This is a genomic window from Parundibacterium terreum (assembly GCF_014636315.1).
Classification (GTDB): domain Bacteria; phylum Pseudomonadota; class Gammaproteobacteria; order Burkholderiales; family Burkholderiaceae_D; genus Undibacterium; species Undibacterium terreum.
Genome location: NZ_BMED01000006.1, coordinates 72,729 through 97,301 on the forward strand (window position 1 = coordinate 72,729; position 24,573 = coordinate 97,301).

Below are 24,573 nucleotides of genomic sequence, written 5' to 3' on the forward strand. Positions count from 1 at the left end.
AAGGATAGAAAATGAACCTCATCTACAATAGCGAGCAATATAGCGTGGTGGAATACGGTGCCGACGCTGACCATGACGCACTGCGTTTTGGCGGATATGAAATTACCGACAAGTCGGTGCGCCGCGAATGGTTTATCGGCGGCCCGCTGGCGCTGAATTTCCGCAAGGATGTCACCGATCTGATCGCCACTGAACCCAGCATGGAAGAAATCGACGACTTCCTGGGCCAGTTTGATTCCTATATGGCGCAATCGGTGCTGCTGCACTGAGTTCATGCGCTTGAACCGGGTTCAAGCGCATCAGTAAATCAGTAAGCATCATTTGAGGGAAGCCTGCAGCTTAGCCTGCAGGATTTTCCAGCGTGGCAAAATCGGCAATGATATGCACGCCCTTGTCAAAAACCCTGCCGACCAGCTTCTTCAATTCCGCATGGTCGGCTGGATAAGGGTAATTCTGTATTCCCATCACACCATACTTTTCCAGGGTTGCGCGGCTGGGAAAATATGCGGTATTGGGCGCGGTGCCGGGCCGCTCTATTTCTCCCTGCACTGTGTAGCGGACCTTTTTCCTGTCCAGCGCCGCCATCTTCAGCGCCAGCTTATCCAGTTCCGCATCGCTGACGCCATAATCCCACTGGTGCCGACCGGTTTTCAGCGTCAGTTTTCCTTGCAGCGGCGCTGCCTTGTTTTTACCGGCAACTGAATCAAGTATCAGCTTGTCCACGTCACGGTACAAGCCGCGGTCTACGCCGATTTCAGCAAAAAACTCCAGCTCCCGGATCGCCAGCTTGTCCAGGTAATTTTGCATGCCCTCGCCCTTCATCGATTTGCTGCTAAGCCGCCCTTGCTGGAATTGCCTTTCCTTTTCTTCGGAAAGACTGCCCAGCGGCGCGCCATGAAAACCGATCAGGCTGCCGGGATTCACTGATTTTTGCCGCGCAGCCAGAAACAGGTAATTGGCGCAACTGGACATGCAGTATTTGTCGACCACCAGGCGGATATGCCGCTTGCGCAACTCCTCTGCGAGCCGCATGCCCTCGTCGGCGCTGCCGCCTGCCGAGGTGACGACCAGCGTATCGGTGCCGGCATCCAGGAAGGGTAATAAATGGCGGGTACTGCCTTTGCCGATGACCCCGTGATAAGCAACGGTGCTGCTATCGATACGGCGGATCTGGTAAGGCGGCGTTTCTGCAAGCGCCAGTTGGCACAACGCAGATAACAGCAACAGGCAGCAGGCTTGTTTCATGGAGGTGTGTTTCATGGCTCACCTTTCTAAAAACCAGTTGGGCATATTCAGCCGCAAATTTGATACGGGCGACAGGATGATGCAGGCTTAGCCCCTCAACACTGGCTCCAGGGGAGGCCGTCGTGGCGCCAGCCATTCACGGTACTGCGCTGGTGTTCGGCATCCAGGTCGCCCTCAAACCCATGCAGGACATTGATGATATTTTTAAAACCTTCGGCTTCCAGCGCCTCGCCCGCCGTCACCGAGCGGCTGCCGCTGCGGCAGATCAGCAAAATGGGACGGTCGCCGTTACCGACAATTTTTTTCACATCCGGTACGAAGCGCGGATTAACTGCCCAGTCCGGCCCATCGTTCCAGGCTACGTGGATGGCGCCGGTAGGGTGGCCGACAAACAGGAACTCGATTTCGCTACGGCAGTCTATCAACAACGCGGAAGGGTGGGCTTGCAGGTAGTCTGCGGCTTGCTGGGGGCTGAAGTGTTCCATCTGTAATCCGTGAGGCAATTTGCTTGGGTTGCAGCAATGATCTGGGGCTGTGACCAATATACCGCGTTTTACTTACCTAGGTGCCTTTCCGAATATCAGGTGTGGCGTAAATGGATCAGTTCCGCGCAATCACCGCATTTCGCAAAGCCCGGAGCAAAGCAGACGCAGGCAGCCACTTGCGCCGGACCCAATGCTGATAGGGTTCTTTACCCGTCATTGTCAGCAAAAAAAACCTGTAAAACCGGCAATAAACGCATAAAATCGACAATAGCAGGCAACACTATAGATGACCGTAAATAATCGACATCATTCAGACCGTATGCGTTCCTTGCAAGCGAATGCTATCGTCCTTGCATCAAAATGCTAGCCCTCATCATGGCCTATTCCGACACTACATGCTGTGCATCTCCCGGTTCGCAAGCCATTACGCCGCTAGACTGGTATAACGGCCTGATGCAATTGCCGCGCGAGCGCCATGCCGTATTGGTATCGATCACCGATGCTGCCGGTTCCACGCCGCGCACTACGGGCAGCCGCATGCTGGTCACGCCGCATTCGCAATGCGACACGATAGGCGGCGGCCACCTGGAATGGAAAGCGCTGGCGATGGCCCGCCTGTGGCTGGCCGAGCCGGTGGTGGCCAGCGTGGCCGGCGCAGCTTGCATTGCGCGCACGGAAAGACTGGCGCTCGGCCCTAGCCTGGGGCAATGCTGCGGCGGCGTAGTGCATATCGCACTGGAACGACTGGACCAGATGAGCGATGCAGAATACGCGGCAAAGCTGCTGCAATTTCAGCAACTCCAGCCGAAACTACCGCATCTGTACCTGTTTGGCGCCGGCCACGTCGGTGCGGCGCTGGTGCAGGTGCTGGCGCAGGTACCTTGCCGCATCAGCTGGGTGGACGAGCGCGATCACCTGTTCCCCGCCTCCCTGCCGGGCAACGTAGAAACCGAAGATACCGATGTGCCGGAAGCGGTCATTGCCAACGCCGAAGCAGGCAGCTACTTCCTGGTGATGACACACCATCACGGGCTGGATTTGATTCTTTCCGAGCATATCCTGCGCCGCACAGATGCAGCCTGGTTCGGCCTGATAGGTTCCAAGACCAAGCGCGTCAACTTTGAGCGCCGCTTGCAGGAACGTGGCATCGCCGCCGGCAGGCTGCAAGACATGGTCTGCCCTATAGGCATGCCGGGCATCAGCGGCAAGGAGCCCGGCGTGATCGCGGTCGCAGTCGCGGCACAATTATTGCAACTGTGGTCCGAGGCACGTACACTAGGCACACCGGTCGATACACGACTACGCAAAGAATTGAGCTCCCATGACCACGTCTCACCATGACTTCATCAACAAGCTGCCAAAGGCCGAACTGCATCTGCACATAGAGGGCTCGCTGGAGCCTGAGCTGATGTTTGCGCTGGCACAGCGCAACAAGGTCACGCTGCCTTACGCGTCGGTAGAGGAAATCCGCACTGCCTACAACTTCACGGATCTGCAATCTTTTCTCGATCTGTATTACGCAGGCGCAGCAGTGCTGCTGACGGAACAGGACTTTTACGACCTGACCATGGCCTATGTGCAGCGCGCACTGGCAGACAGCGTGCGCCACGTAGAGCTGTTCTTCGATCCGCAAACCCATACCGCGCGCGGCGTCAGCACGGAAACAGTATTCGCCGGCATCGCCCGCGCTTTGCGCCAGGCCAGGCAGGAGCACGGTTTTTCCAGCAGCATGATCCTGTGCTTCCTGCGCCATCTGAGCGAGGAAGATGCCGTGGAAACACTGAAGCTGGCACTGCCCTTGAGAGAGCAGTATGCGGATCTGTGGAATGGTGTGGGGCTGGATTCGGCCGAGGTAGATAATCCGCCGGAAAAATTCAGCAAGGTCTTCGCGCAGGCGCGGGAACTGGGCTTCCACCTGGTGGCGCATGCCGGCGAAGAAGGCCCTCCGGCCTATATCCACAGCGCACTGGATGTGCTGCAGGTAGAACGCATAGACCACGGTGTGCGCGCAGAAGAAGACCCGGCGCTGATGCAAAAACTGGCCAAGACCCAGATGCCGCTGACCGTATGCCCGTTATCCAACCTGAAATTATGCGTGGTGGATGACCTGAGTGAACACAACCTGGCACGCATGCTGCGCGCGGGCCTGTGCGTCACCATCAATTCAGATGACCCTGCCTATTTCGGCGGCTACATGAACGCCAACTTCATCGCCTCCGCCGACGCCCTGGATCTGAGCCGCGTCGAACTGGTGCAGCTTGCCAAGAACGGTTTCTGTGCGTCGTTTGCCGCGCCGGAGCAAAAACAGTTGTGGCTGGATGAGCTGGCCGCCTACGCACAGCAGGCACACTGAGGCGAACAGATACGTTTGCTGCATCGTACAAGGCCGTCCCGGCCTATGCCATAAAGTTCACTATATGCAGGTAGCGTGCGTTCGCGGATATCCCGAGCGCACGCTTCAACCCCGCTTGCTTAGAAGTGGTACTCAGCCCTGACCATAGGCGTCTTGGCGGTTTGCCCCTTGTTGCCGGTAGTCGCTGAAGAATTGCCGAACTTGTTCTTCCAGTATTGGTATTCCACACCGATGCGGAAAGTATTCTTGCCTGCTCCCACGATGGAGCCGACGTCATACATCACCTGCATATCGATGTTGGTTTCGGCAGCAGTATCATTGCCTACTTCATCCTTGCCCTTGCTGGCGATGAAGTTGGCATAGCCTTCAAACGAGAATTTCTCGCCCAATGGAATACCCCAGTCAGCGGTCAGCATGGGATGGGTTTTATAGGTATAGCGGCTGGGGATGAAGGAAGGCGCATTGCTCTCGCGCAGCAGCACGATGCTGGTGTTCAGGTGGCCCGGCACATCCCACATCAGCGTAGGACCGGCAACCAGCATGCGCTTGCGGGAATTGTAGCCTACGTCATTCTTGGTATTCCAGTCAAAACCCAGGGTCACGCCCACGCCGCGGATGGGGCCGAACTTGATGTCCTTGCCCTGTATCTTGCCTATGTCCAGCGTATTGCGGTACACCAGGTAAGCTTCCTGCGCACCGGCGCTGGAACCTACTGCACCGGGGTCCTTGCTATCGGATTGCAGGAAATCCAGGTTGAAGAAATTGGTGCCGTATTTGTAGCCGCTGACATGGGTCAGCGCAAAGATATTCTTGCCGATATCTTGCGGATTGAAAGGCTCCGCAAAGGAATTTCCGTGGCGCCAGCTAATCGCCGTATCGCTCCATTCCGCAGCCTGGGACTGGGATTGCAATAGCCCCAGTGCCGTGATGCCGAACAATGCAGCCTGCACCAGGCTTTTTTTCGTAGTGATGCTCATAAATCTCCCCAAAGGTTGGACAAAATTTTGCCTGAGCCACAAGCTGCAAAACTGTACCGTGGTTCAGGCTTTTGAAATAGCTGTAATATTTTTCTACTGTTTTTTCTACTATTTTTGCTGCTGTGAGGCTATTCAGGGTTAAGCGGAAACAGCCCCTGCGTGAAGATCATTCCTGTGACCAGAACGCATTTCATTCATGCCATTGAGATGCTTTCTGTCAGCGGGCACCATGGTTGAAGTCGCCCGAATTTTTAAATCACTGCGCATTTTTGACACGCTGGACTTATCAATCCCATCCTATTTAGCAAGACGTTGCCGAGACAGCAGGCACAACCCGAATCTCCAAATTTCTTTTTTTTTACTGCGCCACCAAGTCCGCCAGGCGGAAGCCGCCTATCTTGATAATCTGCTCCAGGCATTCATGCATCTCGGTCGCGCGGTCGGATGACAGGCGGCGAGTGAAATGCTGGATGATGCTGTGCCTGTCATGGCCGCGTACCGCGATCACGAAGGGAAAACTGAATTTCTCGTTATAGTCCGCATTCAATTTTTGCAGCAGATTGAATTCTTCCGCACTGCATTGGTTCAGGCCCGCACCACTTTGCTCGCGCGTCGATTCTGCAGTCAGTTCGCCCCTTACGGCCGCCTTGCCCGCCAATTCCGGGTGGGCACGTATCAAGGCAAGTTGCGTTACCTCATCGGCGTGGCGCACTGCTTCTGCCATTGCGGTATGCAAGTCCTGTACCAATGCAAAGGGCCGGTTCGCCAGCGCGCGCTCTGCGACCCAGGGGGAATGTTCAAAAATACCGCCGAGGACTTCAACGAAGCGGGCTGGGCTGGCCGTATTCAATTCAGCCAGGGAAACGGTGTGATTCATGCGGAGGCTTTCTTGTCTTGGCGGTCGGAGCTATTCGGGTAAGGATGTTTTTCCATCCAGTGATTGGCGATATCGATGCGGCGGCAGATCCAGACCTTGTCATGCGACTGCACGTAATCAAGGAAGCGTTGCAGCGCACGGAAACGGCCCGGGCGCCCCAGCAGCCGGCAATGCATGCCTATCGACAGCATCTTCGGCTGGTTCAACCCGGCCGGATCGCCTTCTGCGTACAGCACATCGAAGCTGTCCTTCAGGTATTGACAGAACTGTTCGCCGGTATTGAAGCCCTGCGGTGTCGCGAAGCGCATGTCATTGCTGTCCAGCGTATACGGCACTACCAGGTGCGGCTTGCTACTGCCATCGGACAGGCCGACCTCGGTCCAGAACGGCAGGTCATCGCCGTAATAGTCGGAATCATAGGCAAAGCCGCCATGCTCGACGACCAGCTTGCGGGTATTCGGCGAATCGCGGCCGGTATACCAGCCCAAAGGTGCGCTACCGGTCAGCTCACGGAAAATCTGCACTGCCTGCTGCATGTGTTCGCGCTCCAGGGCTTCTTCCATGCTCTGGTAATGGATCCAGCGCAGGCCATGGCAGGCGATTTCATGCCCCAGTTCGCCAAAGGCGCTGGTCAGTTCAGGATGGCGCTGCAACGCCATCGCCACGCCGAAAATAGTCAACGGCAGGCCGCGTTGCTCAAACTCGCGCAAGATGCGCCACACGCCTGCGCGTGAACCGTATTCGTAGATGGACTCCATCGACATGTGGCGCGCTTCATAGGCCGCTGCGCCGACGATCTCGGACAGAAATTGCTCGGAAGCCTTGTCGCCGTGCAGCACATTGTTTTCAGCGCCTTCTTCATAATTCAGCACGAATTGCAAAGCGATGCGCGCCTGCTGCGGCCACTCGGCGTGAGGTACATCGCGGCCGTAGCCGATCAGGTCCCTGGGATAATTATTGATGTTGCTGCCGTCTGTTGTCATGCTCATGCTAGCCTTTTCATGCTATTTGGAAGGCCGCGGCTTACCCAGCGCGGCACGCAAATCGAAACCCTTGTCGCTCTTTTGCGGCGTACGGCAAGAACACTGTTGCAAATGATGTGCCATCTCCTGCAGCGCGCCGGCCTTGTCTTTTTGTTCCATCGCCTGCAGCACCTTCAGGTGCTCGTCAAACGAGCATGGCTGGTTGCCGGGCGCATCGGTGGTTGAAATCAGCAAGGTCGTGCGTGACACCAGGCGGCGCAGCATCTCTACCAGCAAGTCGTTACCGCTGAGTTTGGCCAGTTCGATATGGAAATCCGCCGACAGCCGTATCCACAGCGAACGGTCGCCCTGCATATAGGCAGCGCGCTCGCGCTCCACCAGTGCGCGCAGGGCCTTGGTATCGACGGCACCCGCCATCGCTTTTTCTATCACCATCTGTTCCAGCGTGTAGCGCAGGTCAAACATGTCCTGCGCCTCCTTGTCGCTGGGGCTGGCAATGAAAGCGCCGCGATTCGGTTCCAGATCTACCAGCCCATCGGCAGCCAACTGATTCAGTACCTTGCGCACGCCGTGGCGGGCCAGCTTGTAGATTTCGCCCAGGGATTGCTCGGCCAGCTTGGTGCGCGCCGGAAGCCTGTGCTCCATGATGGCATCGTAAATTTCGCGGTACATGCGCTCTTCCGCCTGCGCGCCGCTGTCTGCGGGAGGCGCCTGCACGACGGCTAATTTGACTGGTTCATTCATTTTGTCAGCATTTTCGGTTTAACTTTGTTGACCATTAAAATTCAAATTGTCGACAATTGCAAGCATATTGCGATATGGGCTTTATCATATAAACCACATAATTGGCCTGTCTCTCTCACAAAATTGCGCTCGGCGAGGGTTTCATTATCAATTTTGGACATTTTCTTCAAAAATCTATTTGACACAGTGCTTTTAGCAGGCATAAGATTGTCAACAATATTGATTTATCTTTGTCGTCAATATTTTTAAGGCAAAGCGCAAGTTTTGCCCTAAAAACACTCCGATAATAGAAGGCAGCTCTACCCGTATCTCAGATCGGTTCCCCATGTACAGGCGGCCCGGCAGCAGATGGGTGAGATACCCCAAAGCTAGTGTTTTCTTTTTGATTTGTATTGATCAGGAACATATAGCGAGGGGATACTTTGCTTGCTCTCCTCCTTTGTTTTTTCCTGCTCATACAAATTTGTTTAAGAGGCTGCTGCGAAATTAATCCGGCCAGGCTCCGCCGACGATGAAAGCGCGTCTGGCACGGTCAAGGGGCGCAACCGCGCCAGGGTTTTTCGCAGCAGACTCCAAATCATGAGGGAATCAGGATGGGACGTATAACTACACACGTACTGGACACTGCCCACGGCAAACCCGGCCAGGGTATCGCCGTGCAGCTGTACCAGGTCAAGGATGGACAAAGGCTGGCGCTGCGTTCGGTATTGACGAATGCCGACGGCCGCTGCGACCAGCCGCTGCTGGAAGGCGACTCCATGAGCGCCGGCATCTATGAGCTGGACTTTGATATCGGCAGCTACTTCACAAAACTGGGCGTCAAACTGCCCGAGCCCAACTTCCTGGGCGTGGTGACACTGCGTTTCGGCGTGTCAGACGCGGCCCAGCACTACCATGTGCCGCTGGTGGCCACGCCGTGGAGCTATTCCACTTACCGCGGCAGCTGATCAGCACGCCGCTCAAGCAACGGCATACACACTGGATCGTTAAGCCCTTACCTAAAAGACGGGGATGGCGCGTATTTTGCTGCGGCTGATATCGGCATCGCAGCAAGCAGCGCGCATTTAACCGGTAAAAAGTTTTTTGGAGCATATGAATGGAAGCATATTTGTTGGATTGGGCCAATCTGCTATTGCGCTGGCTGCACGTGATCGTGGCCATCGCCTGGATAGGCTCGTCGTTTTACTTCGTCTGGCTGGACAACAGCCTGAAACCGCCTGTCGATGACAAGCTGAAACAGCAAGGCGTGGGCGGTGAACTGTGGGCCGTGCACGGCGGCGGCTTTTACAACCCGCAAAAATACCTGGGCGCGCCGCCCAAACTACCGGAAGACCTGCACTGGTTTTACTGGGAATCGTATAGCACCTGGCTATCCGGTTTCAGCCTGTTTTCGCTGGTCTATCTGTTTAATGCAAAAACCTATCTGATCGATCCCAGCGTCGCCAACCTGACCCCGACGATTGCCGTCGTGCTGGCGCTGGCCTTCCTGATCGTAGGCTGGATAGTGTACGACCTGCTGTGCCGCCTGTTTGGCAAGAATGAAAAACTGTTGTCGGTATTGGTCGTGGCCTATGTGATTGCCGCCGCCTGGGGCGCCTGCCATTTGTTTTCCGGCCGTGCCGCCTTCCTGATCATCGGTGCGATGATCGCAACCATCATGAGCGCCAACGTATTCTTCTGGATCATCCCCGGCCAGCGCAAGGTGGTCGCTTCGATGAAGGCCGGCGAGCCTGTCGATCCTATCCACGGCAAAAACGGCAAGCAGCGCAGCGTGCATAATACCTATTTCACGCTGCCCGTGCTGTTTGCAATGCTGTCCAACCACTACAGCATGACCTATACCCATCCGCATAACTGGCTGGTGCTGGTGATGATCATGGTGGCAGCAGTCTTCATACGCCAGTTCTTCATCCTGCGCCACAAGGGCAATACCAATTTTGCCTACCCAGCGATTGCGGTGGTGATACTGGCGGCAGTAGCAGCATGGATTGCGCCCAGGCCGGTTGAGCCTGTCGCTGCTGTACCAGCTACAACGACCACGGCGGCTACAGCAACGGCGGCAGCCAGTGCAAGCACTGCAGCCCCTGCCGCCGGTACAGGCGCCGACCTGGCGCAGGTACAGCAAGTGGTGCAGGCGCGCTGTATACAGTGTCATTCATCCAAACCGACACTGATGCCGACGCCGGCCAAGGGCCTGATACTGGAGCAGCCTGAGCAGGTGAAAGCCAAGGCGCAACTGATCTACCAGCAAGTGGTACAGCAAAAGCTGATGCCTCTGGGGAACCTGACCAATATCACCGATGCAGAACGCGCCATCATCGCCCAGTGGTATGAAGGCGGCGCCAAGTAAACCCGAATAAGAAACCATAAAGAAATTGCAGCGCCGCCACAGTGGCGGCACTGCAGGATACTAAAACCTGACAAGAAAGAGACCCATCATGGCTATCATTGCACTCGATCCTAACGCTCCTGAATTCACCCGCCGCTATCCCAACCTGGCCGATCCGCGCCTGGGCGCTGCTACGCTGGCCACCAGTGACGATTTTTTTGCAGAAATGTCGCGCATGCTGAATCCGGAACCGGCGGTGTTCATCCCCGGTAAATACGACACCAACGGCAAATGGATGGACGGCTGGGAGTCACGCCGCAAGCGCGTCAACGGCTATGACTGGTGTGTGCTGAAGCTGGCGCGTGCCGGCGTCATCAAAGGTGTGGATATCGATACCAGCCATTTCACCGGCAACTACCCACCCGCAGCATCGCTGGAAGGCGCGTATGTCGCCGACGGCGCACCGGATGCGCAAACCCAATGGACCGAGATCCTGCCTTCGGTGAACCTGCAAGGCAATAGCCATCACTACCATGAAGTAGGCAGCGAGCAGGCTTACACGCATCTGCGCCTGAACATCTATCCGGACGGCGGCGTAGCCCGCCTGCGCGTGTACGGGCAGCCGCAAGCCAACTGGGCCGAGGCAGATCGCAAGCAATTGTTTGACCTGATCGCAATGGAAAACGGCGGTTATGTGGTTGCCGCCAATAACCAGCACTTCGGGCTGGCGTCCAATATGCTGATGCCGGGCCGTGGCGTGAACATGGGCGACGGCTGGGAAACGCGCCGCCGACGCGAACCGGGCAATGACTGGTGCATCATCGCACTGGCGCAGCCAGGTATTGTGGAAAAGATCGAGGTCGATACCTGCCACTTCAAGGGCAACTACCCGGACGGCTGCATGATACAGGCCGCCAATGTGGTCGGCGGCACCGACAGCTCGCTGATTACTCAATCGATGTTCTGGCCGGTACTGCTGGGTGAGCAAAAACTGCAGATGGATCACCAGCACTACTATGCAGAACAAATCGCCAAGCTCGGACCGGTCACGCATATCCGGTTTAATATGTTCCCTGACGGCGGCGTTTCCCGCCTGCGCCTGTGGAGCCGCTTAGCTTAGTTTTGGTTTAACATCAGTGAGCGCGGGCTTTGCCGCCTGCGCTTGCTCAGCCCCTGTCATTTCAGTCCAGAGTACATTTATGCCAGCCCTGACCATCAGCCCCCTTACACGCGACAGCTTTGCCCTCTTCGGCGAAGTAGTGATGCTGGAAGGCGCCCGCCACTATCCCATCAACCAGGGCACGACCGAGCGTTACCATGCGCTGGCGACTGCCGATACCGCTGCCGAAGGTGGCCAGCCCATCATCAGCTTGTTCCGCGGCCAGCCGCGCAGCCTGCCGCTGGAAATCGGCATCATGGAAAGGCATCCGCTGGGCAGCCAGGCCTTTGTGCCGCTGACGCAGAATGAAGAGGATGAATACCTGGTGGTGGTCGCGCCCGCCGGCGAGTTCAAGCTGGAGAATTTGCGTGCATTTCTCGGCAAGGGCTTCCAGGGCGTGAACTATGCGAAAGGGGTATGGCACCATCCGTTGATTGCACTGCACAAGGTCAGCGACTTCCTGGTGGTGGACAGGATAGGCCAGGGCCATAATTGCGATGAGATCCAGCTGCAAACCGATCTGTGGCTGACACAGGACGCGCTGGATAAAGCACGCACAGCCTGAAGCCGGCAATACGTTTGGAAAAAAAGGGGGCGGAAAAAAGAAAGCCCGCTCACCTTGCGGTTGCGGGCTAAATCCAAACCTAGGAGGTGTTGGAGGAGACAGGTGTAACTTTACCGCAGCGCAACAACGAAGTATGCTTTATTTTCCTTATATCAGATATTTCCTCAGAGCATAACTTCATCGGCTCATCCCAGCTTCAACTCTACCCTCCATTTCACCAAAAACCAGTGTAACATCCAGACTCTGTTGTATCACAGGCAAGCCCCACCGGAATTCTCAGCACTAGGGCGTTGATATTTACCGCGATGAACAAACGACTGTGTCTATTCCTGAGCCTGGCCGGGTTGCTGGGCGTATCCCACGCAAACAGCAGCGACGAGGTGACGCTGCTGTATGTCGAGCATCCTGCTTTCCATAGCGACAAGCAGCATGACGGCAATATCGAAGGCCTGATTGCCAATCCGGTCAAACAGGCGTTTTTACAGGCTGGTGTAACGTATAAATGGCAGGAAATCCCTGTCGCGCGACAGTACCAGATCCTGCAGGACAGCCAGGAGAGTGCCTGCATCGTCGGCGCGGTAAAAATAGCGGAACGTGAAAAGGTCGGCCAGTTCAGCCACCCCATCTATCAGTCCCGCCCCATCATCGCGCTCAGCCGGGCCGATAACCAGGCGATGACAGACGGCGGCAAGCTGGAGGACACCCTGCGCAATCCCAAGCTGGTAATGCTGGCCAAGCAAGGCTATTCCTTCGGCAAATTTGTTGATGATTCCATCGCCAGGTTCAAACCGAAAACCGAGCCCACCAGCGCCGGCATGCCCAGCATGATGAATATGCTGCTGTATAAACGGGCAGACTATTTTTTTATGGCGGAAGATGCCTTCGGTCCGCTGACCAGCAGCCCCGGCTATGAGCCTGCACAATTCAAGTTAAGCCATTTTTCAGATATGCCAGCCGGGAATATGCGCTACCTGTGGTGTACCCGTAAAGTACCGGAAGCGACGCTGAAGAAACTGAATATCGAACTCGACAAGCTATTCAGAAAGGGCTGAACAAAAGGGCTGAAATCGCCTGGGCCGTGTAAAATCACAGGAAGAAATAGGCAAAAAAAAGCCCGCTATTCGCGGGCTTAAATCCAAACCTAGAAGGTGTTGGAGGAGACAGGTGTAACTTTATCGCAGCGCAACAAATAAATGAAATTTATTATGCGAATATCTGTTATTAACCAAACGCATATCTTCGGGTAGGCTGATTCACATTATGCAAAAAGGCTTTCATTCGGGATAACAGCTTATCTGTCGCCAAAAGCCGGCGATTGCAGCAGTTCATCCAATTTGGACGGCCTTGAAAAAGCGCGTAAAATCTGAGGGCAAAAAAAAGCCCGCGACCTTGCGGTTGCGGGCTAAATCCAAACCTTAGGAGGTGTTGGAGGAGACAGGTGTAACTATATCGCAGTGCAACAAATAAATCCTCTTTATTTTGCGCATATCAGACATTCATCGTTTGCATAACTTGGCGGCATGCCTATGCTCTGCGTGATGAGGTAGCTGCCAGCGACTATGGCGCCTGCACTTCCGGCTCGCCTGCCACACAGCCGGGCCCGCCCTTGGCTTGTTGGCGGGTTCAAAGCACTACAACGAGGCTTGAGTTCATGCATACCGTGCTGAGACTGATGCTCCTGCTGGCCATACTGTCCTTAGGCGGATGCGCTGCGCTTCCGCCCCGCCCTCCCGTGCCATCCAGTTTCGCCATACCAGATTTCAACAGCACTCCGCTAGCCGCAGCAACTGCGGCAGCACTGCCGGCAGACGGCCGCTCCGGCTTCCGGCTGATGCCGGTGGCCTCGGTCTCTTTTGCAACCCGCATCCGCCTGGCGCAGCAGGCAAAGCAGACGCTGGACGTACAATATTATGTATTCCAGCATGACGACACCGGCCTGGCGCTACTGAAAGCATTGCGGGACGCGGCCCGGCGCGGCGTGCGGGTGCGCATACTCATCGACGATTTATATGCCGCGGGGCAGGACACGGTATGGTCGCAACTGGCCGCGCTGCCGAATATGGAAGTCAGACTCTTTAATCCTTTCCCGGCGGCGCGTTCTTCTTTCTTGCTGCGCTTTGTCGCGGCGGCCAGCGACTTCGACCGGGTCAACCACCGCATGCACAACAAGCTGTTCATTGCCGACAATGTTGCGGCCGTCTTTGGCGGGCGCAATATTGCAGATGAATATTTCATGCGCGCAGGCGCCAGCAATTTTGTCGATATTGATGCCTTTGCCGCCGGGCCGGTTGTGCGCCAGCTATCCGGCCTGTTCGATACCTACTGGAATAGCCCGCAGGTCTATCCGCTTGCCGATATCAGCGGCCAGCGGCCGGACCCGCAAGCAGCAGATGCTGCACTGGAAACGCTGCTGGCTCCCGCTGCAGGCCCACCGTACGACCATTTGCCGCCGGAACTTGCGGCTTACGGCACGCTGCCGCAAGAACTGGCTGACGGCCATGTGCAGCAACTGACGGCGGCGCATGCCGAAGCCTATGCAGATCCGCCGGCCAAGGTCAGCGGACTAAGTGCCGAGCAGGCGAAAACTACTGTCACCCAGCGGGTGCTGGTTATGCTGAACTCTGCACGCCAGCAAGCCTTGATCGTGTCGCCTTATTTCATCCCCGGCGATAGCGGGGTAGCCATGATGCGGCAGGCCAAGGAGCATGACGTGCAGATCATATTGACCACCAATTCACTGGGCTCTACCGACGAACCGCTGGCCCAGTATGGCTACCTGCATTACCGCAAGGAGATGCTGAAAGCCGGCGTGGAGATCCATGAACTCAGCCCCACGCTGAGCCGCGTGCGCCGCAGGCTGGGACCTTTCGGCAGTTCGCAAGGCAGCCTGCATGCGAAAACCGCGGTCGTCGACAATAAAAAAGTGTATATGGGTTCTATGAACCTGGATGCGCGCTCGGCATCCAAGAATACCGAGATAGGCGTGTTCATCGACAGCCCGGAACTGTGCGCGCAAATAGAAGGCCTGATGGACAGGGGCAGCCTGTACCGGCTCAGGCTCGCTGCCAACGGCGAAGACATAGAATGGCTGGTCAGGAATGAGGACGGCGAAGTGGTCCACACCGAAGAGCCGGAGGTGAACTGGTGGCGCCGCCTCAAAATCCAGTTGCTGGGGCCGCTGGTGCCGGAGGGCGAGCTGTAGCAGGTCGCTTGGAAAACAAGAACCACTGCCAGGCCGATATGGGCGGCCCGGCAGCGGCGAGTAGCAGGACTATTCGTCCGCTGCCTTGGTTTTACGCGGACGGCGGGCTCGGGTGGCCGGCTTGGCTTCCGTGCTGGTGTCAGTGGCTACGTTAGTGACTTCCGCAGGCTCGGCCTTGTTATCAGCCTTGCTATCAACCTTATTATCGGCCTTTCTGCTGCGGCCTGTCCTGCCTGCACCGGTACTGCTGCCGGTAGTTTTACGCGCAGGCTTCTTCGCCGCTTTTTCTGCCTTCTCTTCAGAGACATGGATAGCCTGTTCCACTGCTTCGCGGGCCAAGCTTGCCGCTTGATCGCCGGCAGGTGGACGAGCGGACTCCGCCGCCGTTTCCACGTCATTCCTGCTTGCCGCCGCTGCCTGTGCATCGTTACGCTTAGCGCCGGACTTGCGTCCGCCACGGCTTCTGCGGCGTTCCGGCTTGGCCTGGACTTCTTCCGTCGCTACTACGGTTGCCGCCACCGCTGAGGTTTGCTGCGCATCCTGATCCGCCGGCTTGTCAGCCAAGGCCACAACAGCATGGCCCGCACCGCTACTCTTATACACATAGGTGCCGGATTTTTCATCACGGCCAAATTCCAGCAAGCCGCGCGCCTGCGCCTCTTCCAGCAGATTGCCGAAAGTACGGAAGCCATAGTAAGACTCGCTGAAATCCGGTTTGCGGCGCTTGATTGCCTCTTTCAGCAGCGAAGCCCAGATCTTGCCGCTGTCGCCACGCTCGGAGACCAGTGCATCGAAGGTATGCACCGCAATCTCGATTGCCTGGTTGCGGCGCGCATCCTTTTCTTCGCGGCGGCGTTGTTCTTCCTCGGGCGTGCGCCGGGTGGCGGGTTGCGCCTCGCGCGCGCCGCGGCCATTAGCAGCAATCGCCCGCCTGCTTTCGCGCACCAGGTCATCGTAAAAGATAAATTCGTCGCAATTGGCAACCAGCAGATCCGATGTCGATTGCTTGATGCCTACGCCTATCACCTGCTTGGCGTTTTCGCGCAGCTTGGATACCAGCGGCGAAAAATCCGAATCGCCGCTGATGATGACAAAGGTGTTCACATGCGATTTGGTGTAACACAAGTCCAATGCATCCACTACCAGGCGGATATCGGCCGAGTTTTTGCCTGACTGGCGCACGTGCGGTATTTCTATCAATTCAAAATTGGCTTCATGCATAGGCGCTTTAAAACTTTTATAGCGATCCCAGTCGCAATAAGCCTTTTTGACGACGATGCTGCCCTTCAGCAACAAACGCTCCAGCACAGGTTTGATGTCGAATTTATCGTATTTGGCGTCGCGCACGCCGAGAGCGACATTCTCAAAGTCGCAAAACACAGCCATGCTGAGATTGTCGGGGGATGAAGCCATGTTGTTTTTCCAATAAAGCGGTGAATACGTCCGTCCGTTAAAGACGGACTGCTAAGGCGTGATTATACGTAACTATGGCCGGCATCCCCGATTTGCTGCTTTTACCCCTTATACGCTAAAGCTATATCCAACCACGAAAAGATTCGTTCAACCGGAACAGCGGCCTGCCTACAATCGGAAAATTCCCTCTTTGCCGGACACTGCCATGCCTATCAGCCGCCGCACCCTTCTTGTCTTGCTAACGACGGCGACGTTTGCCGCCATTCCCGCCCATGCAGAAAAGCCTCTGGAGTCTATACGCATCGGCTACCAGAAATCATCCACACTGATCACCATCATCAAGGCACAAGGGCTGCTGGAAAAACGGCTGGCCCAGCAAGGCGTCAAGATCAGCTGGAGTGAATTTTCCAGCGGCTTGCCGTTGCTGGAGGCGCTGAATGTAGGCGGCATCGACGTCAGTGCGGACGTGGCAGACACGGTGCCTGTGTTTGCGCAGGCTGCGGGTGCCAAGCTCACCTACTTTGCGCAGGAAGCGCCATCACCTTCGGCGCAGGCGATCCTGGTCAAGGCCAATGCCCCCTACCAGACCGTGGCTGAACTGAAGGGAAAGAAAATCGCCGTGACCAAGGCCGCAGGCAGCCACTATCTGCTGATCGCCGCGCTGAACAAGGCCGGCCTCAGCTTTAAAGACATAGAACCCGCCTACCTGACCCCGGCAGACGGCCGCGCTGCCTTTGAACGCGGCAGCGTGGATGCCTGGGTAACCTGGGACCCGTTCCTGGCCGGCGCGCAACGCCAGGCGCAGGTACGCGTCCTGGCCGATGGCCGCAATATTGCCGACTATCAAAGGTATTACCTGGCCTCCAGCAGTTTTGCCGAGGCCCATCCCGACATCCTGAACCTGATTTTTGAAGAACTAAGAAAAACCGGCCGCTGGGTGAAACAAAGCCCGAAGGAAGCAGCAGCCTTCCTGGCTCCGCTATGGGGCCTGGATAGCGCAACGGTGGAACAGGCCAACAACCGTCGCAGCTATGAAGTGCGCGCGGTAGTGACAACTGCGCTGGCAGAACAGCAGCGTATTGCCGATGCCTTCCACGCCGCGGGCCTGCTGCCGCAAAAAATCAATGCCACCGCCGTGCCTCTATGGGTACCGCCTCAGACATCCGGTATTTCGCTACTGGCAAAGCCCTGATCAAGCTACCCTGCCTCTAAACACGCTCTAAATGCTCTCTAGGCGCTTGGCGGCTGGCATATCTGCGGCTTGCCAGCGCGATGGCCAGGGCACCCACCACCACCAGCGCCGCAACAGCGTAGCTAATCTGCATGCCCGTGGCCACGGCCTCCGGCTGCGCAGTTGCGATATCGGGCGCCGCCGATGCCGCCGCAAATACCGCACCCAGCACCGATGCACCAGTAATCAGCCCCAGATTGCGCGACAGGCTGAGCATGCCGGAAACGACACCCCGCTGATCAGGCTTCACATCCATCATGATGCCGGTATTATTGGCCGCCTGGAATAATTGATAGCCCGGAGTCAGCATGACTATCGCAGCGATATAACCCGCCAAGCCGAATAGCGCAGGAAGCGCCACCAACGCCGACAAACCCATCACCATTACCGCAAGCCCGACCATCAGTATGCGCGGAGCGCCCCAGCGGTCGACAATGCGGCCAGCCGGAATACCGCTGAGCGCGGATATCACCGGGCCGATAGACAGGATGAATCCGACCATAACAGCATTCAAGCCGAGCGCGCGCGACAAGTAGAAGGGGCCGACCACCAGGGTTGCCATCATCACGCTGGAGACCAGCATGCTCATCGCCAGGCCAGCACTCAGCAGCGGATCGCGAAATATCGCCAGGCGTAATAAAGGCGAAGCGGCTTTTCTCTCCGCCAGTACAAACAAGCTGCCACCGGCGATGGCCATCAGCAACAGGGCCATGTTGAGCGAACCGAAATGGCCTTGCCCTGCCCCTGCAGTCACCGCCAGTGCATAGGCGGCGAGCGTCAGCGCAAGCAATAGCGTACCGGCATAGTCGAAGTTTGCCCGCTTGGCATCGGCATCGCGGCTCCCGGCGGGCAAAAAGCGATGCGCGAGGAAAAGATTCAGCAAGCCCAGCGGTACATTGACGAGAAAGATGCTGCGCCAGCCGAGCCCCGCCATCAGCAAGCCGCCGAGGGAAGGACCTAGCGTGGTGCCGACCGCCGACATCGTACCCAGCAGCCCCATCGCGCTACCGGTTTTTGCCTTAGGCACCGTCTCGCCGACAAAAGCCACAGTCAGCGCCATCATGATTGCCGCCCCCAGGCCCTGCATCGCGCGGGCCGCAATCAGCAGCCATAGCGTGGGCGCGACACCGCATAACAGCGACGCCAAAGTGAACAGAGCTATGCCGCCCAGCAATAAGCGCTTGCGGCCTATGATGTCTCCCAGGCGGCCGGCGCTGACAATCAGGCTGGTGATCGCCAGCAGATAAGCCAGAACCACCCACTGTATGTGCTGAAAAGAGGCGGAAAACGCATGCGCCAGCGCAGGCAAACCGGCATTGGCAATACTGGTGTCCAGCGAAGCCATCACCATGGAAAGTGAAAGACCGGCCAGTGCCCATTTCACCGACGGCGCCAGTTCAACGCTGGCGGCCGCAGCATCAATCTGTACTGCACTACTTGTTTTCACGGTATCAACCCCTTATTGGCAACGCCCGCAACGGGAGTTTTCCAACATGCTAGCCTTTGCGCTGATATGGCGGAAGGCGCAGCATTTGCAGTTTATTCATGCACCGGACGCCATACCACTATCTGCTATGCTAAGCTGCACCCATGTCCAGACCTGACTTCAACCTGCTGCTTACCCTAGACGTGCTGCTCGCGGAAGGCAATGTCGCGCGCGCCGCCCAGCGGCTGCGGCTTAGCCCTTCGGCAATGAGCCGGGCGCTGGCTCGCTTGCGCGAGACCACCGGCGATCCCTTGCTGGTGCGGGCCGGGCGCGGCCTGGTTCCTACCCCGCGCGCGCTGGAACTGCGCGAGAAGGTCAGCCAACTGGTGCAGGAAACAGAAGCGGTACTGCGCCCTGTGGAAAGGCTCGACCTGAAACAACTGGCCAGGACCTTTACGCTGCGGACCAGCGAGGGCTTCGTAGAAAATTTCGGCCCGGCCCTGATTGCACGCATCAGCGAAGAAGCCCCCGGCGTGCGGCTTTGCTTCGTGCAAAAACCGAGCAAGGACAGCACGCCGCTGCGCGACGGCACGGTCGATCTGGAAACAGGAGTAATAGGCAAGGCCACCGGCCCGGAAGTGCGCGTGCAAGCCTTATTCCGTGATCGCTTTATCGGCGTAGTGCGCTCAGACCACCCGCTGAGCAAGGGTAAGATCACGCCATCCCGCTATGCATCGGGCCGGCATGTGTCAGTTTCCCGGCGCGGGCTGAGCAAGGGGCCGATTGATGAAGCGCTGGAATTGCTGGATCTGCAACGCAACATCATCACGATAGTAGGCGGCTTCTCAAGCGCGCTATCCCTGGCTCGCAGTTCCGACCTGATCGCCAGCGTCCCAGAAAGGCACACCGGCAAGCTGCGCGACGGCATGCACAGCTTCCCGCTGCCTTTTTCGGTGCCGGAAATCACGGTTTCCCTGCTGTGGCATCCACGCCTGCATGCTGATGCGGCGCACCGCTGGCTGCGGGGGTGTGTGCGGGAGGTTTGCGCGGACGGGCACTACGCACATGACCCGTAGCATCATTTAATCAATCGGTGTCCGTTGCCAAGAGCACTTCTATAATCTTATCACCCGGTCGAGTGTATTCAATTGGCGGTCAGTGGTTCGCCGGCCTATTGTTATGCGGAGCAATTAAGCTGCGCTGGCATTGGTAGAGGCGTTCCATCTTCAAAAGCAACTAGTTCGTCGCGTGCAATTAGAACTAATTTTTCGACCATCGCAAACGGCAAATTTTCAGCAAACATTGAAATTTTCAGCGAGTTATCGGCATCGCACCGGAAAACCTCAGCAAGTACGTCGCCGTTTGAGTCCGTCAACTCCACACCCAAGCCATCGCGGATCACATCTGAAGCCACCTGAAATCGGTATTCCATATTATTCCCTCAAAACTCTCAATGCGCGTGGTTGGCTAATAACAGTCGCCCCCAAAGGCCCCCCTCCTCACCTGCGCATCACTCATTCAAATGACAAGAAGAAAAATGTCCCGTCGCGATCTCTTTCAATAGCGGCTTCTCCTGCTTGCAGCGTTCCATCGCCTGCGGGCAGCGTGGATGGAAGTAGCAGCCGGATGGCGGGTTTAGTGGTGATGGGATTTCTCCCTTGACGGCAAAAAACTCTATCTTCCTCACTTCCAGCTTCGGTGCGGAAGCCAGCAACGCCTGTGTGTAAGGGTGATTGGGCCTTGCGAATACTTCGGCGGTAGGTGCCGACTCCACGACCTGGCCCAGGTACATGATGACGACCCGGTCTGATAAATGGCGCACTACGCCCAGGTCGTGGCTGATGAAGAGATAGGTGAGGTTCAGCTCGTCGCGCAGGCGGATGAACAGGTTCAGCACCTGCGCCTGTATTGATACGTCCAGCGCGGCAACAGCTTCATCGCAAACCAGGAACTCCGGCTTGACGGCCAGCGCGCGGGCGATGCCTACCCTGGCCCGCTGCCCGCCGGAAAACTGGTGCGGGAAGCGGCGCAGCACTGCTGGATCCAGGCCCACCCGCTGCAACAGGCTTTCTACATAGTCTTTTTGCTCGGTGCTGCTGATGATCTTGTGCACGACCGGCGCTTCGCCGACGATGTCTTGCACCCGCATGCGCGGGTTCAGCGATGCATACGGGTCCTGGAAGATCATCTGTATGCCCAGTTGCAGGCGGCGCTTTTCCGCCAGCGGCAGCTCATCGATGGCCAGCCCTTTCCAGTGGCGAGTGCCGGAAGTCAGGCTGTGCAGGCCGACCGCCATGCGGCCCAGTGTGGATTTGCCGCAGCCGGATTCACCGACCAGGCCGACCACCTCGCCCGCCTGTATTGTCAGCGATACGTCATCCACCGCATGCACGACCTGCTCTTTCAGGCCGGCGCCGAAGCCGTTGGCGATCTTGGCGGCGATATCCAGCGATTTGACAAAGCGCTTGCTAACCGAGCGCAATTCCAGGATGGGTGGTGTGCCGCTTTGGCTTACCGGTGATTCTTGTGTAGTCATGCTTGCTTCTGTCATTGCGTTCATGCTGCGGCTCCCTGTTCTGCAACAGGATGGAAGCAGCGCAGCGCGTGTCCGGAGGCGTTTTCCAACAGGGGTGTTTGCTTGCATTCTGCGGTGGCGCGCTCGCAGCGTTCGCGGAAGGCGCAGCCGGACGGCAGGTTCAGCAGCGACGGCGTCATGCCAGGTATCTGCTTCAACGGTTGCCCATGCGGATTGCGCGACGGCGCCGATGCGATCAGGCCATGTGTATAAGGATGGCGCGGGTGTTCCAATACCTGCTGCACGTCACCGCTCTCGACAATCTTGCCTGCATACATCACGGATACCGTATCGGCCAGGCCCGCCACCACCGACAGATCATGCGTGATCCAGATCAGCGCGGTGCCGGATTCCCTGCACAGCTTTTGCATCTCATACAGGATCTGCCCCTGTATCGTCACATCCAGCGCCGTGGTCGGCTCATCGCAGATGATCAGGTCGGGCTTGTTCAGCAGCGCAGTTGCTATCGCCACCCGCTGCCGCATGCCGCCGGAAAACTGGTGCGGGTAAGCCAGCAGCCGCTCTTCCGGCGACGGTATGCCTACCCTGCCCAATGCATCCCTGGCCATTTCACGCGCCGCCTGCTTGCTGACCTTGTTGTGCGCGAACACGGCTTCCATCATTTGCGTATCGATGCGCAGCACCGGGTTGAGCGTCATCATCGGGTCCTGGAAGATCATCGCGATGCGGTTGCCGCGTATCTTGCGCATCTCTTCTGCGGAGATGCCGCGTAACTCCCTGCCCTTCAGCCGTATGCTGCCGCCTGTGACCTTGCCCGGCGCATCGATCAGGCCCATGATGGAATAGCCGGTCATGGATTTGCCCGAGCCGGATTCGCCAACCAGGCCCATGATCTGGCCCGGCTCCACCTTAAAGGAAACTTCATCCACGGCGGTAACGGTGCCGGCCCGGCTGAAGAACTGGGTCTTCAGGTTTTCTACGACGAGGGTCGCTGTCTGTGTCATCGGTATGCTCTCGTCTTTTCTCTATTGCGTCTGCAGGCGCGGGTTCAGCACATCGCGTAACTGGTCTGCCACCAGGTTGATTGCAACCACCGTCACCAACAACGCAATACCCGGGAAGAAGCTGATCCAGTATTTGCCGGATAGCAGGTACTGGAAGCCGTTGGCGATCAGCAAGCCCAAAGAAGGCTCGGTCACCGGCAGGCCCAGGCCCAGGAAGGACAAGGTGGCTTCCAGCGAAATCGCCGAAGCCACCTGCAAGGCCGCGATCACGATCAGCGGCGGCAGGCAGTTGGGCAGCAGATGGCGCAGCACGATACGGGTTGGCGACAGGCCAAGGCAGGTTGCGGCTTCTATATATTCCTTCTTGCGCTCCACCAGAGCCGCACTGCGCGCGGTGCGCGCATAGTAGGCCCACTGTACTGCCACCAGGGCGATGATGATCTTGCCCACGCCTTGCCCGGTCAGGGCCAGCAAGATCAGCGCGATCAATATAGGCGGGAAGGACAATTGTATATCCGCCACCCGCATGATGAAGGCTTCCACCCTGCCGCCTGCGTAGCCGGCGCACAGACCAAGGCTGAGGCCGATGATCAGCGCGATCACGGTGCTGGATACGCCGACGATGACGGAGATGCGCACGCCGTAGATGATGGCAGACAGCATGTCGCGGCCCTGCTCGTCGGTGCCCATCAGAAAAGTCATCTTGCCGTCTGCCGATGGCTGGCCCGGTTCCAGCCGGGAATCCATCACATCCAGCGTGGACAGGTCGTAGGGATTTTGCGGCGAAATGAAAGGTGCAAAGATCGCTGCCAGCAAGATGATGACCAGCATGATGAAGCCTACGGTGGCAATCTTGCTGGAAAAGAAGTTGCGTGCAAAACGGCGGAAAGGTGTTTCCGGAGTATGCGGTCTGGCCGGATTTTTATTGTTTGCCATGATCACCCCTTGGCTTCTGAAAGACGTACACGCGGATCAAGCAGGGAATAGATCACATCAACCACCAGATTAATCAGGATAAACAGGGTTACGATCAGCAGCAGGTAGGCCACGATCACCGGGCGATCCAGCACGCGTATCGAATCGATGATCAGCTTGCCCATTCCCGGCCATGCAAACACCGATTCGGTGACGATGGCAAACGCGATGATGGAGCCGAACTGCAGGGCGATAACGGTGACGATGGGGATCAGGATATTTTTCAGCACATGCACACCGATGATGCGGGAATTGCTCAAGCCCTTGGCGCGGGCAAATTTGACGTAGTCCTGCAGCAGCGCTTCCTGCGCGCCGGCGCGGGTCAGCCTTATCACCAGGGCCACATTGAACAAGGCCAGGTTAAAGGCCGGCATCAGGATGTGCTTGAGGCCGTCCAGGCTCAGGAAGCTGACCGGTATGCCCCACAGCAGCGTGGTTTCGCCGCGCCCGCTGGACGGCAGCCAGCCCAGTTGCACCGCAAATACCATGATCAGCATCAGCCCCACCCAGAAGCTGGGCAGTGAAAACCCGAGTATGGAAATACTCATGATGCTCTTGCCCAGGATGCCATTGGGGCGCAGGCCCGCCAGCAGGCCCAGCGGTATGCCCAGCACAATCGAAATCAAGATCGCAAAGACGGCCAGCTCCATCGTCGCCGGCATGCGTTCAAAGATCAGTTGCAGCGCCGGGGTGGAGAAAGCGAAAGAACGCCCCAGGTCGCCGCTCAGCGCGCTTTTCAGGAAAATGAAGTATTGCTCATACAGCGGTTTGTCCAGGCCGAAGGCGGCGATGGTGCGGGCGCGTTCTATCTGGTCGGCGTCCGGGCTGATTAACACATCGATAGGATTGCCTATCGCATACACGCCGGCAAACACCAGCAGCGACATGATCAGCAGCACCACCACACTCTGCATCAGGCGCCGGATAATAAAAACAAGCATAAAACTCCTGCAAAATACCGGGTAAATCCCAAGATTGGACTCTATAGGGCGCCGTCCAAAGCGTCAAACACACAGTGGACGGCAAACCCTGGTTCAGCGGAAAAATTCAGCAAAACATCAGGCGGGCG

At 57.3% G+C, this 24,573-nt stretch carries 24 protein-coding genes; 11 read left to right on the forward strand and 13 right to left on the reverse strand.

Annotated elements, in window-relative coordinates; translation table 11 throughout:
• Window positions 1–11 precede the first annotated feature (11 nt).
• Window positions 12–269: a BTH_I0359 family protein gene (locus tag IEW12_RS23310; protein WP_188568541.1), complete on the forward strand. Its 258-nt coding sequence runs from the start codon at window positions 12–14 to the stop codon at window positions 267–269.
• 70 nt (window positions 270–339) lie between these two features.
• Here the strand turns inward: IEW12_RS23310 and IEW12_RS23315 are convergent, their stop codons facing one another.
• Window positions 340–1,260, reverse strand: coding sequence for a hypothetical protein (locus tag IEW12_RS23315; RefSeq protein ID WP_188568542.1), 921 nt, complete (start codon window positions 1,258–1,260; stop codon window positions 340–342).
• Between the two features lie 80 nt (window positions 1,261–1,340).
• Window positions 1,341–1,730 carry a rhodanese-like domain-containing protein gene (locus tag IEW12_RS23320; protein ID WP_188568543.1) on the reverse strand — a complete coding sequence of 130 codons (390 nt, stop codon included), beginning with the start codon at window positions 1,728–1,730 and terminating at the stop codon, window positions 1,341–1,343.
• Window positions 1,731–2,090: 360 nt separating this feature from the next.
• On the opposite strand from IEW12_RS23320, the gene xdhC reads away from it, so the two are divergent.
• A complete protein-coding gene (gene xdhC, locus IEW12_RS23325) occupies window positions 2,091–3,071 on the forward strand; it encodes a xanthine dehydrogenase accessory protein XdhC (RefSeq protein WP_229751306.1) in 981 nt (326 codons plus the stop codon).
• Window positions 3,052–4,083: an adenosine deaminase gene (locus IEW12_RS23330; protein ID WP_188568544.1), complete on the forward strand. Its 1,032-nt coding sequence runs from the start codon at window positions 3,052–3,054 to the stop codon at window positions 4,081–4,083. The genes xdhC and IEW12_RS23330 overlap by 20 nt, the downstream gene beginning before the upstream one ends.
• Before the next feature lie 119 nt (window positions 4,084–4,202).
• Here IEW12_RS23330 and IEW12_RS23335 read toward each other — a convergent pair whose 3' ends face one another.
• The 4 genes from IEW12_RS23335 to IEW12_RS23350 all read right to left on the reverse strand — a co-directional run bounded on the left by IEW12_RS23335 (window position 4,203) and on the right by IEW12_RS23350 (window position 7,664).
• A complete protein-coding gene (locus IEW12_RS23335) occupies window positions 4,203–5,060 on the reverse strand; it encodes an outer envelope protein (RefSeq protein WP_229751307.1) in 858 nt (285 codons plus the stop codon).
• 358 nt (window positions 5,061–5,418) lie between these two features.
• Window positions 5,419–5,937 (reverse strand): 2-oxo-4-hydroxy-4-carboxy-5-ureidoimidazoline decarboxylase, encoded by a 519-nt coding sequence (gene uraD, locus IEW12_RS23340; protein WP_188568545.1) that lies wholly within the window; start codon window positions 5,935–5,937, stop codon window positions 5,419–5,421.
• Complete coding sequence (gene puuE / locus IEW12_RS23345; protein ID WP_229751308.1) at window positions 5,934–6,926, reverse strand: allantoinase PuuE; 993 nt, start codon at window positions 6,924–6,926, stop codon at window positions 5,934–5,936. Before puuE ends, uraD begins: the two co-directional genes overlap by 4 nt.
• Window positions 6,927–6,941: 15 nt before the next feature.
• On the reverse strand, window positions 6,942–7,664 hold the full coding sequence (locus IEW12_RS23350; RefSeq protein WP_188568546.1) for a GntR family transcriptional regulator: 723 nt from the start codon (window positions 7,662–7,664) through the stop codon (window positions 6,942–6,944).
• Between the two features lie 593 nt (window positions 7,665–8,257).
• On the opposite strand from IEW12_RS23350, the gene uraH reads away from it, so the two are divergent.
• The 6 genes from uraH to IEW12_RS23380 all read left to right on the forward strand — a co-directional run bounded on the left by uraH (window position 8,258) and on the right by IEW12_RS23380 (window position 14,919).
• Entirely contained in the window at window positions 8,258–8,611 is a 354-nt protein-coding gene (gene uraH / locus IEW12_RS23355; protein ID WP_188568547.1) for a hydroxyisourate hydrolase, read from the forward strand.
• A gap of 149 nt (window positions 8,612–8,760) precedes the next feature.
• Complete coding sequence (locus IEW12_RS23360) at window positions 8,761–10,014, forward strand: urate hydroxylase PuuD (protein ID WP_188568548.1); 1,254 nt, start codon at window positions 8,761–8,763, stop codon at window positions 10,012–10,014.
• An 88-nt stretch (window positions 10,015–10,102) separates the two neighbouring features.
• Complete coding sequence (gene alc / locus IEW12_RS23365) at window positions 10,103–11,113, forward strand: allantoicase (RefSeq protein WP_188568549.1); 1,011 nt, start codon at window positions 10,103–10,105, stop codon at window positions 11,111–11,113.
• Between the two features lie 79 nt (window positions 11,114–11,192).
• Entirely contained in the window at window positions 11,193–11,717 is a 525-nt protein-coding gene (locus tag IEW12_RS23370; RefSeq protein ID WP_188568550.1) for an ureidoglycolate lyase, read from the forward strand.
• 305 nt (window positions 11,718–12,022) lie between these two features.
• Window positions 12,023–12,769, forward strand: coding sequence for a transporter substrate-binding domain-containing protein (locus IEW12_RS23375; protein ID WP_188568551.1), 747 nt, complete (start codon window positions 12,023–12,025; stop codon window positions 12,767–12,769).
• A 599-nt stretch (window positions 12,770–13,368) separates the two neighbouring features.
• Window positions 13,369–14,919, forward strand: a complete 1,551-nt coding sequence (locus IEW12_RS23380; protein ID WP_229751309.1) for a phospholipase D family protein — start codon at window positions 13,369–13,371, stop codon at window positions 14,917–14,919.
• A 69-nt stretch (window positions 14,920–14,988) separates the two neighbouring features.
• Here IEW12_RS23380 and IEW12_RS23385 read toward each other — a convergent pair whose 3' ends face one another.
• A complete protein-coding gene (locus IEW12_RS23385) occupies window positions 14,989–16,332 on the reverse strand; it encodes an NYN domain-containing protein (protein WP_188568552.1) in 1,344 nt (447 codons plus the stop codon).
• A 205-nt stretch (window positions 16,333–16,537) separates the two neighbouring features.
• Here IEW12_RS23385 and IEW12_RS23390 point away from each other — a divergent pair, with 205 nt between their 5' ends.
• A complete protein-coding gene (locus IEW12_RS23390; protein ID WP_188568553.1) occupies window positions 16,538–17,524 on the forward strand; it encodes an aliphatic sulfonate ABC transporter substrate-binding protein in 987 nt (328 codons plus the stop codon).
• Window positions 17,525–17,540: 16 nt separating this feature from the next.
• Here IEW12_RS23390 and IEW12_RS23395 read toward each other — a convergent pair whose 3' ends face one another.
• Window positions 17,541–19,010, reverse strand: coding sequence for an MFS transporter (locus IEW12_RS23395; RefSeq protein WP_188568554.1), 1,470 nt, complete (start codon window positions 19,008–19,010; stop codon window positions 17,541–17,543).
• 143 nt (window positions 19,011–19,153) lie between these two features.
• Here IEW12_RS23395 and IEW12_RS23400 point away from each other — a divergent pair, with 143 nt between their 5' ends.
• A complete protein-coding gene (locus tag IEW12_RS23400; protein ID WP_188568555.1) occupies window positions 19,154–20,065 on the forward strand; it encodes a LysR family transcriptional regulator in 912 nt (303 codons plus the stop codon).
• 101 nt (window positions 20,066–20,166) lie between these two features.
• On the opposite strand, the gene IEW12_RS23405 is transcribed toward IEW12_RS23400, so the two are convergent.
• The 5 genes from IEW12_RS23405 to IEW12_RS23425 all read right to left on the reverse strand — a co-directional run bounded on the left by IEW12_RS23405 (window position 20,167) and on the right by IEW12_RS23425 (window position 24,445).
• Window positions 20,167–20,421, reverse strand: a complete 255-nt coding sequence (locus IEW12_RS23405; RefSeq protein ID WP_188568556.1) for a hypothetical protein — start codon at window positions 20,419–20,421, stop codon at window positions 20,167–20,169.
• Between the two features lie 78 nt (window positions 20,422–20,499).
• Window positions 20,500–21,525, reverse strand: a complete 1,026-nt coding sequence (locus IEW12_RS23410) for an ABC transporter ATP-binding protein (RefSeq protein ID WP_229751310.1) — start codon at window positions 21,523–21,525, stop codon at window positions 20,500–20,502.
• A 20-nt stretch (window positions 21,526–21,545) separates the two neighbouring features.
• Window positions 21,546–22,529, reverse strand: coding sequence for an ABC transporter ATP-binding protein (locus IEW12_RS23415; RefSeq protein ID WP_188568558.1), 984 nt, complete (start codon window positions 22,527–22,529; stop codon window positions 21,546–21,548).
• A 21-nt stretch (window positions 22,530–22,550) separates the two neighbouring features.
• Window positions 22,551–23,465 (reverse strand): ABC transporter permease, encoded by a 915-nt coding sequence (locus IEW12_RS23420; RefSeq protein ID WP_188568559.1) that lies wholly within the window; start codon window positions 23,463–23,465, stop codon window positions 22,551–22,553.
• 2 nt (window positions 23,466–23,467) lie between these two features.
• Window positions 23,468–24,445: an ABC transporter permease gene (locus IEW12_RS23425; protein WP_188568560.1), complete on the reverse strand. Its 978-nt coding sequence runs from the start codon at window positions 24,443–24,445 to the stop codon at window positions 23,468–23,470.
• Window positions 24,446–24,573 lie beyond the last annotated feature (128 nt).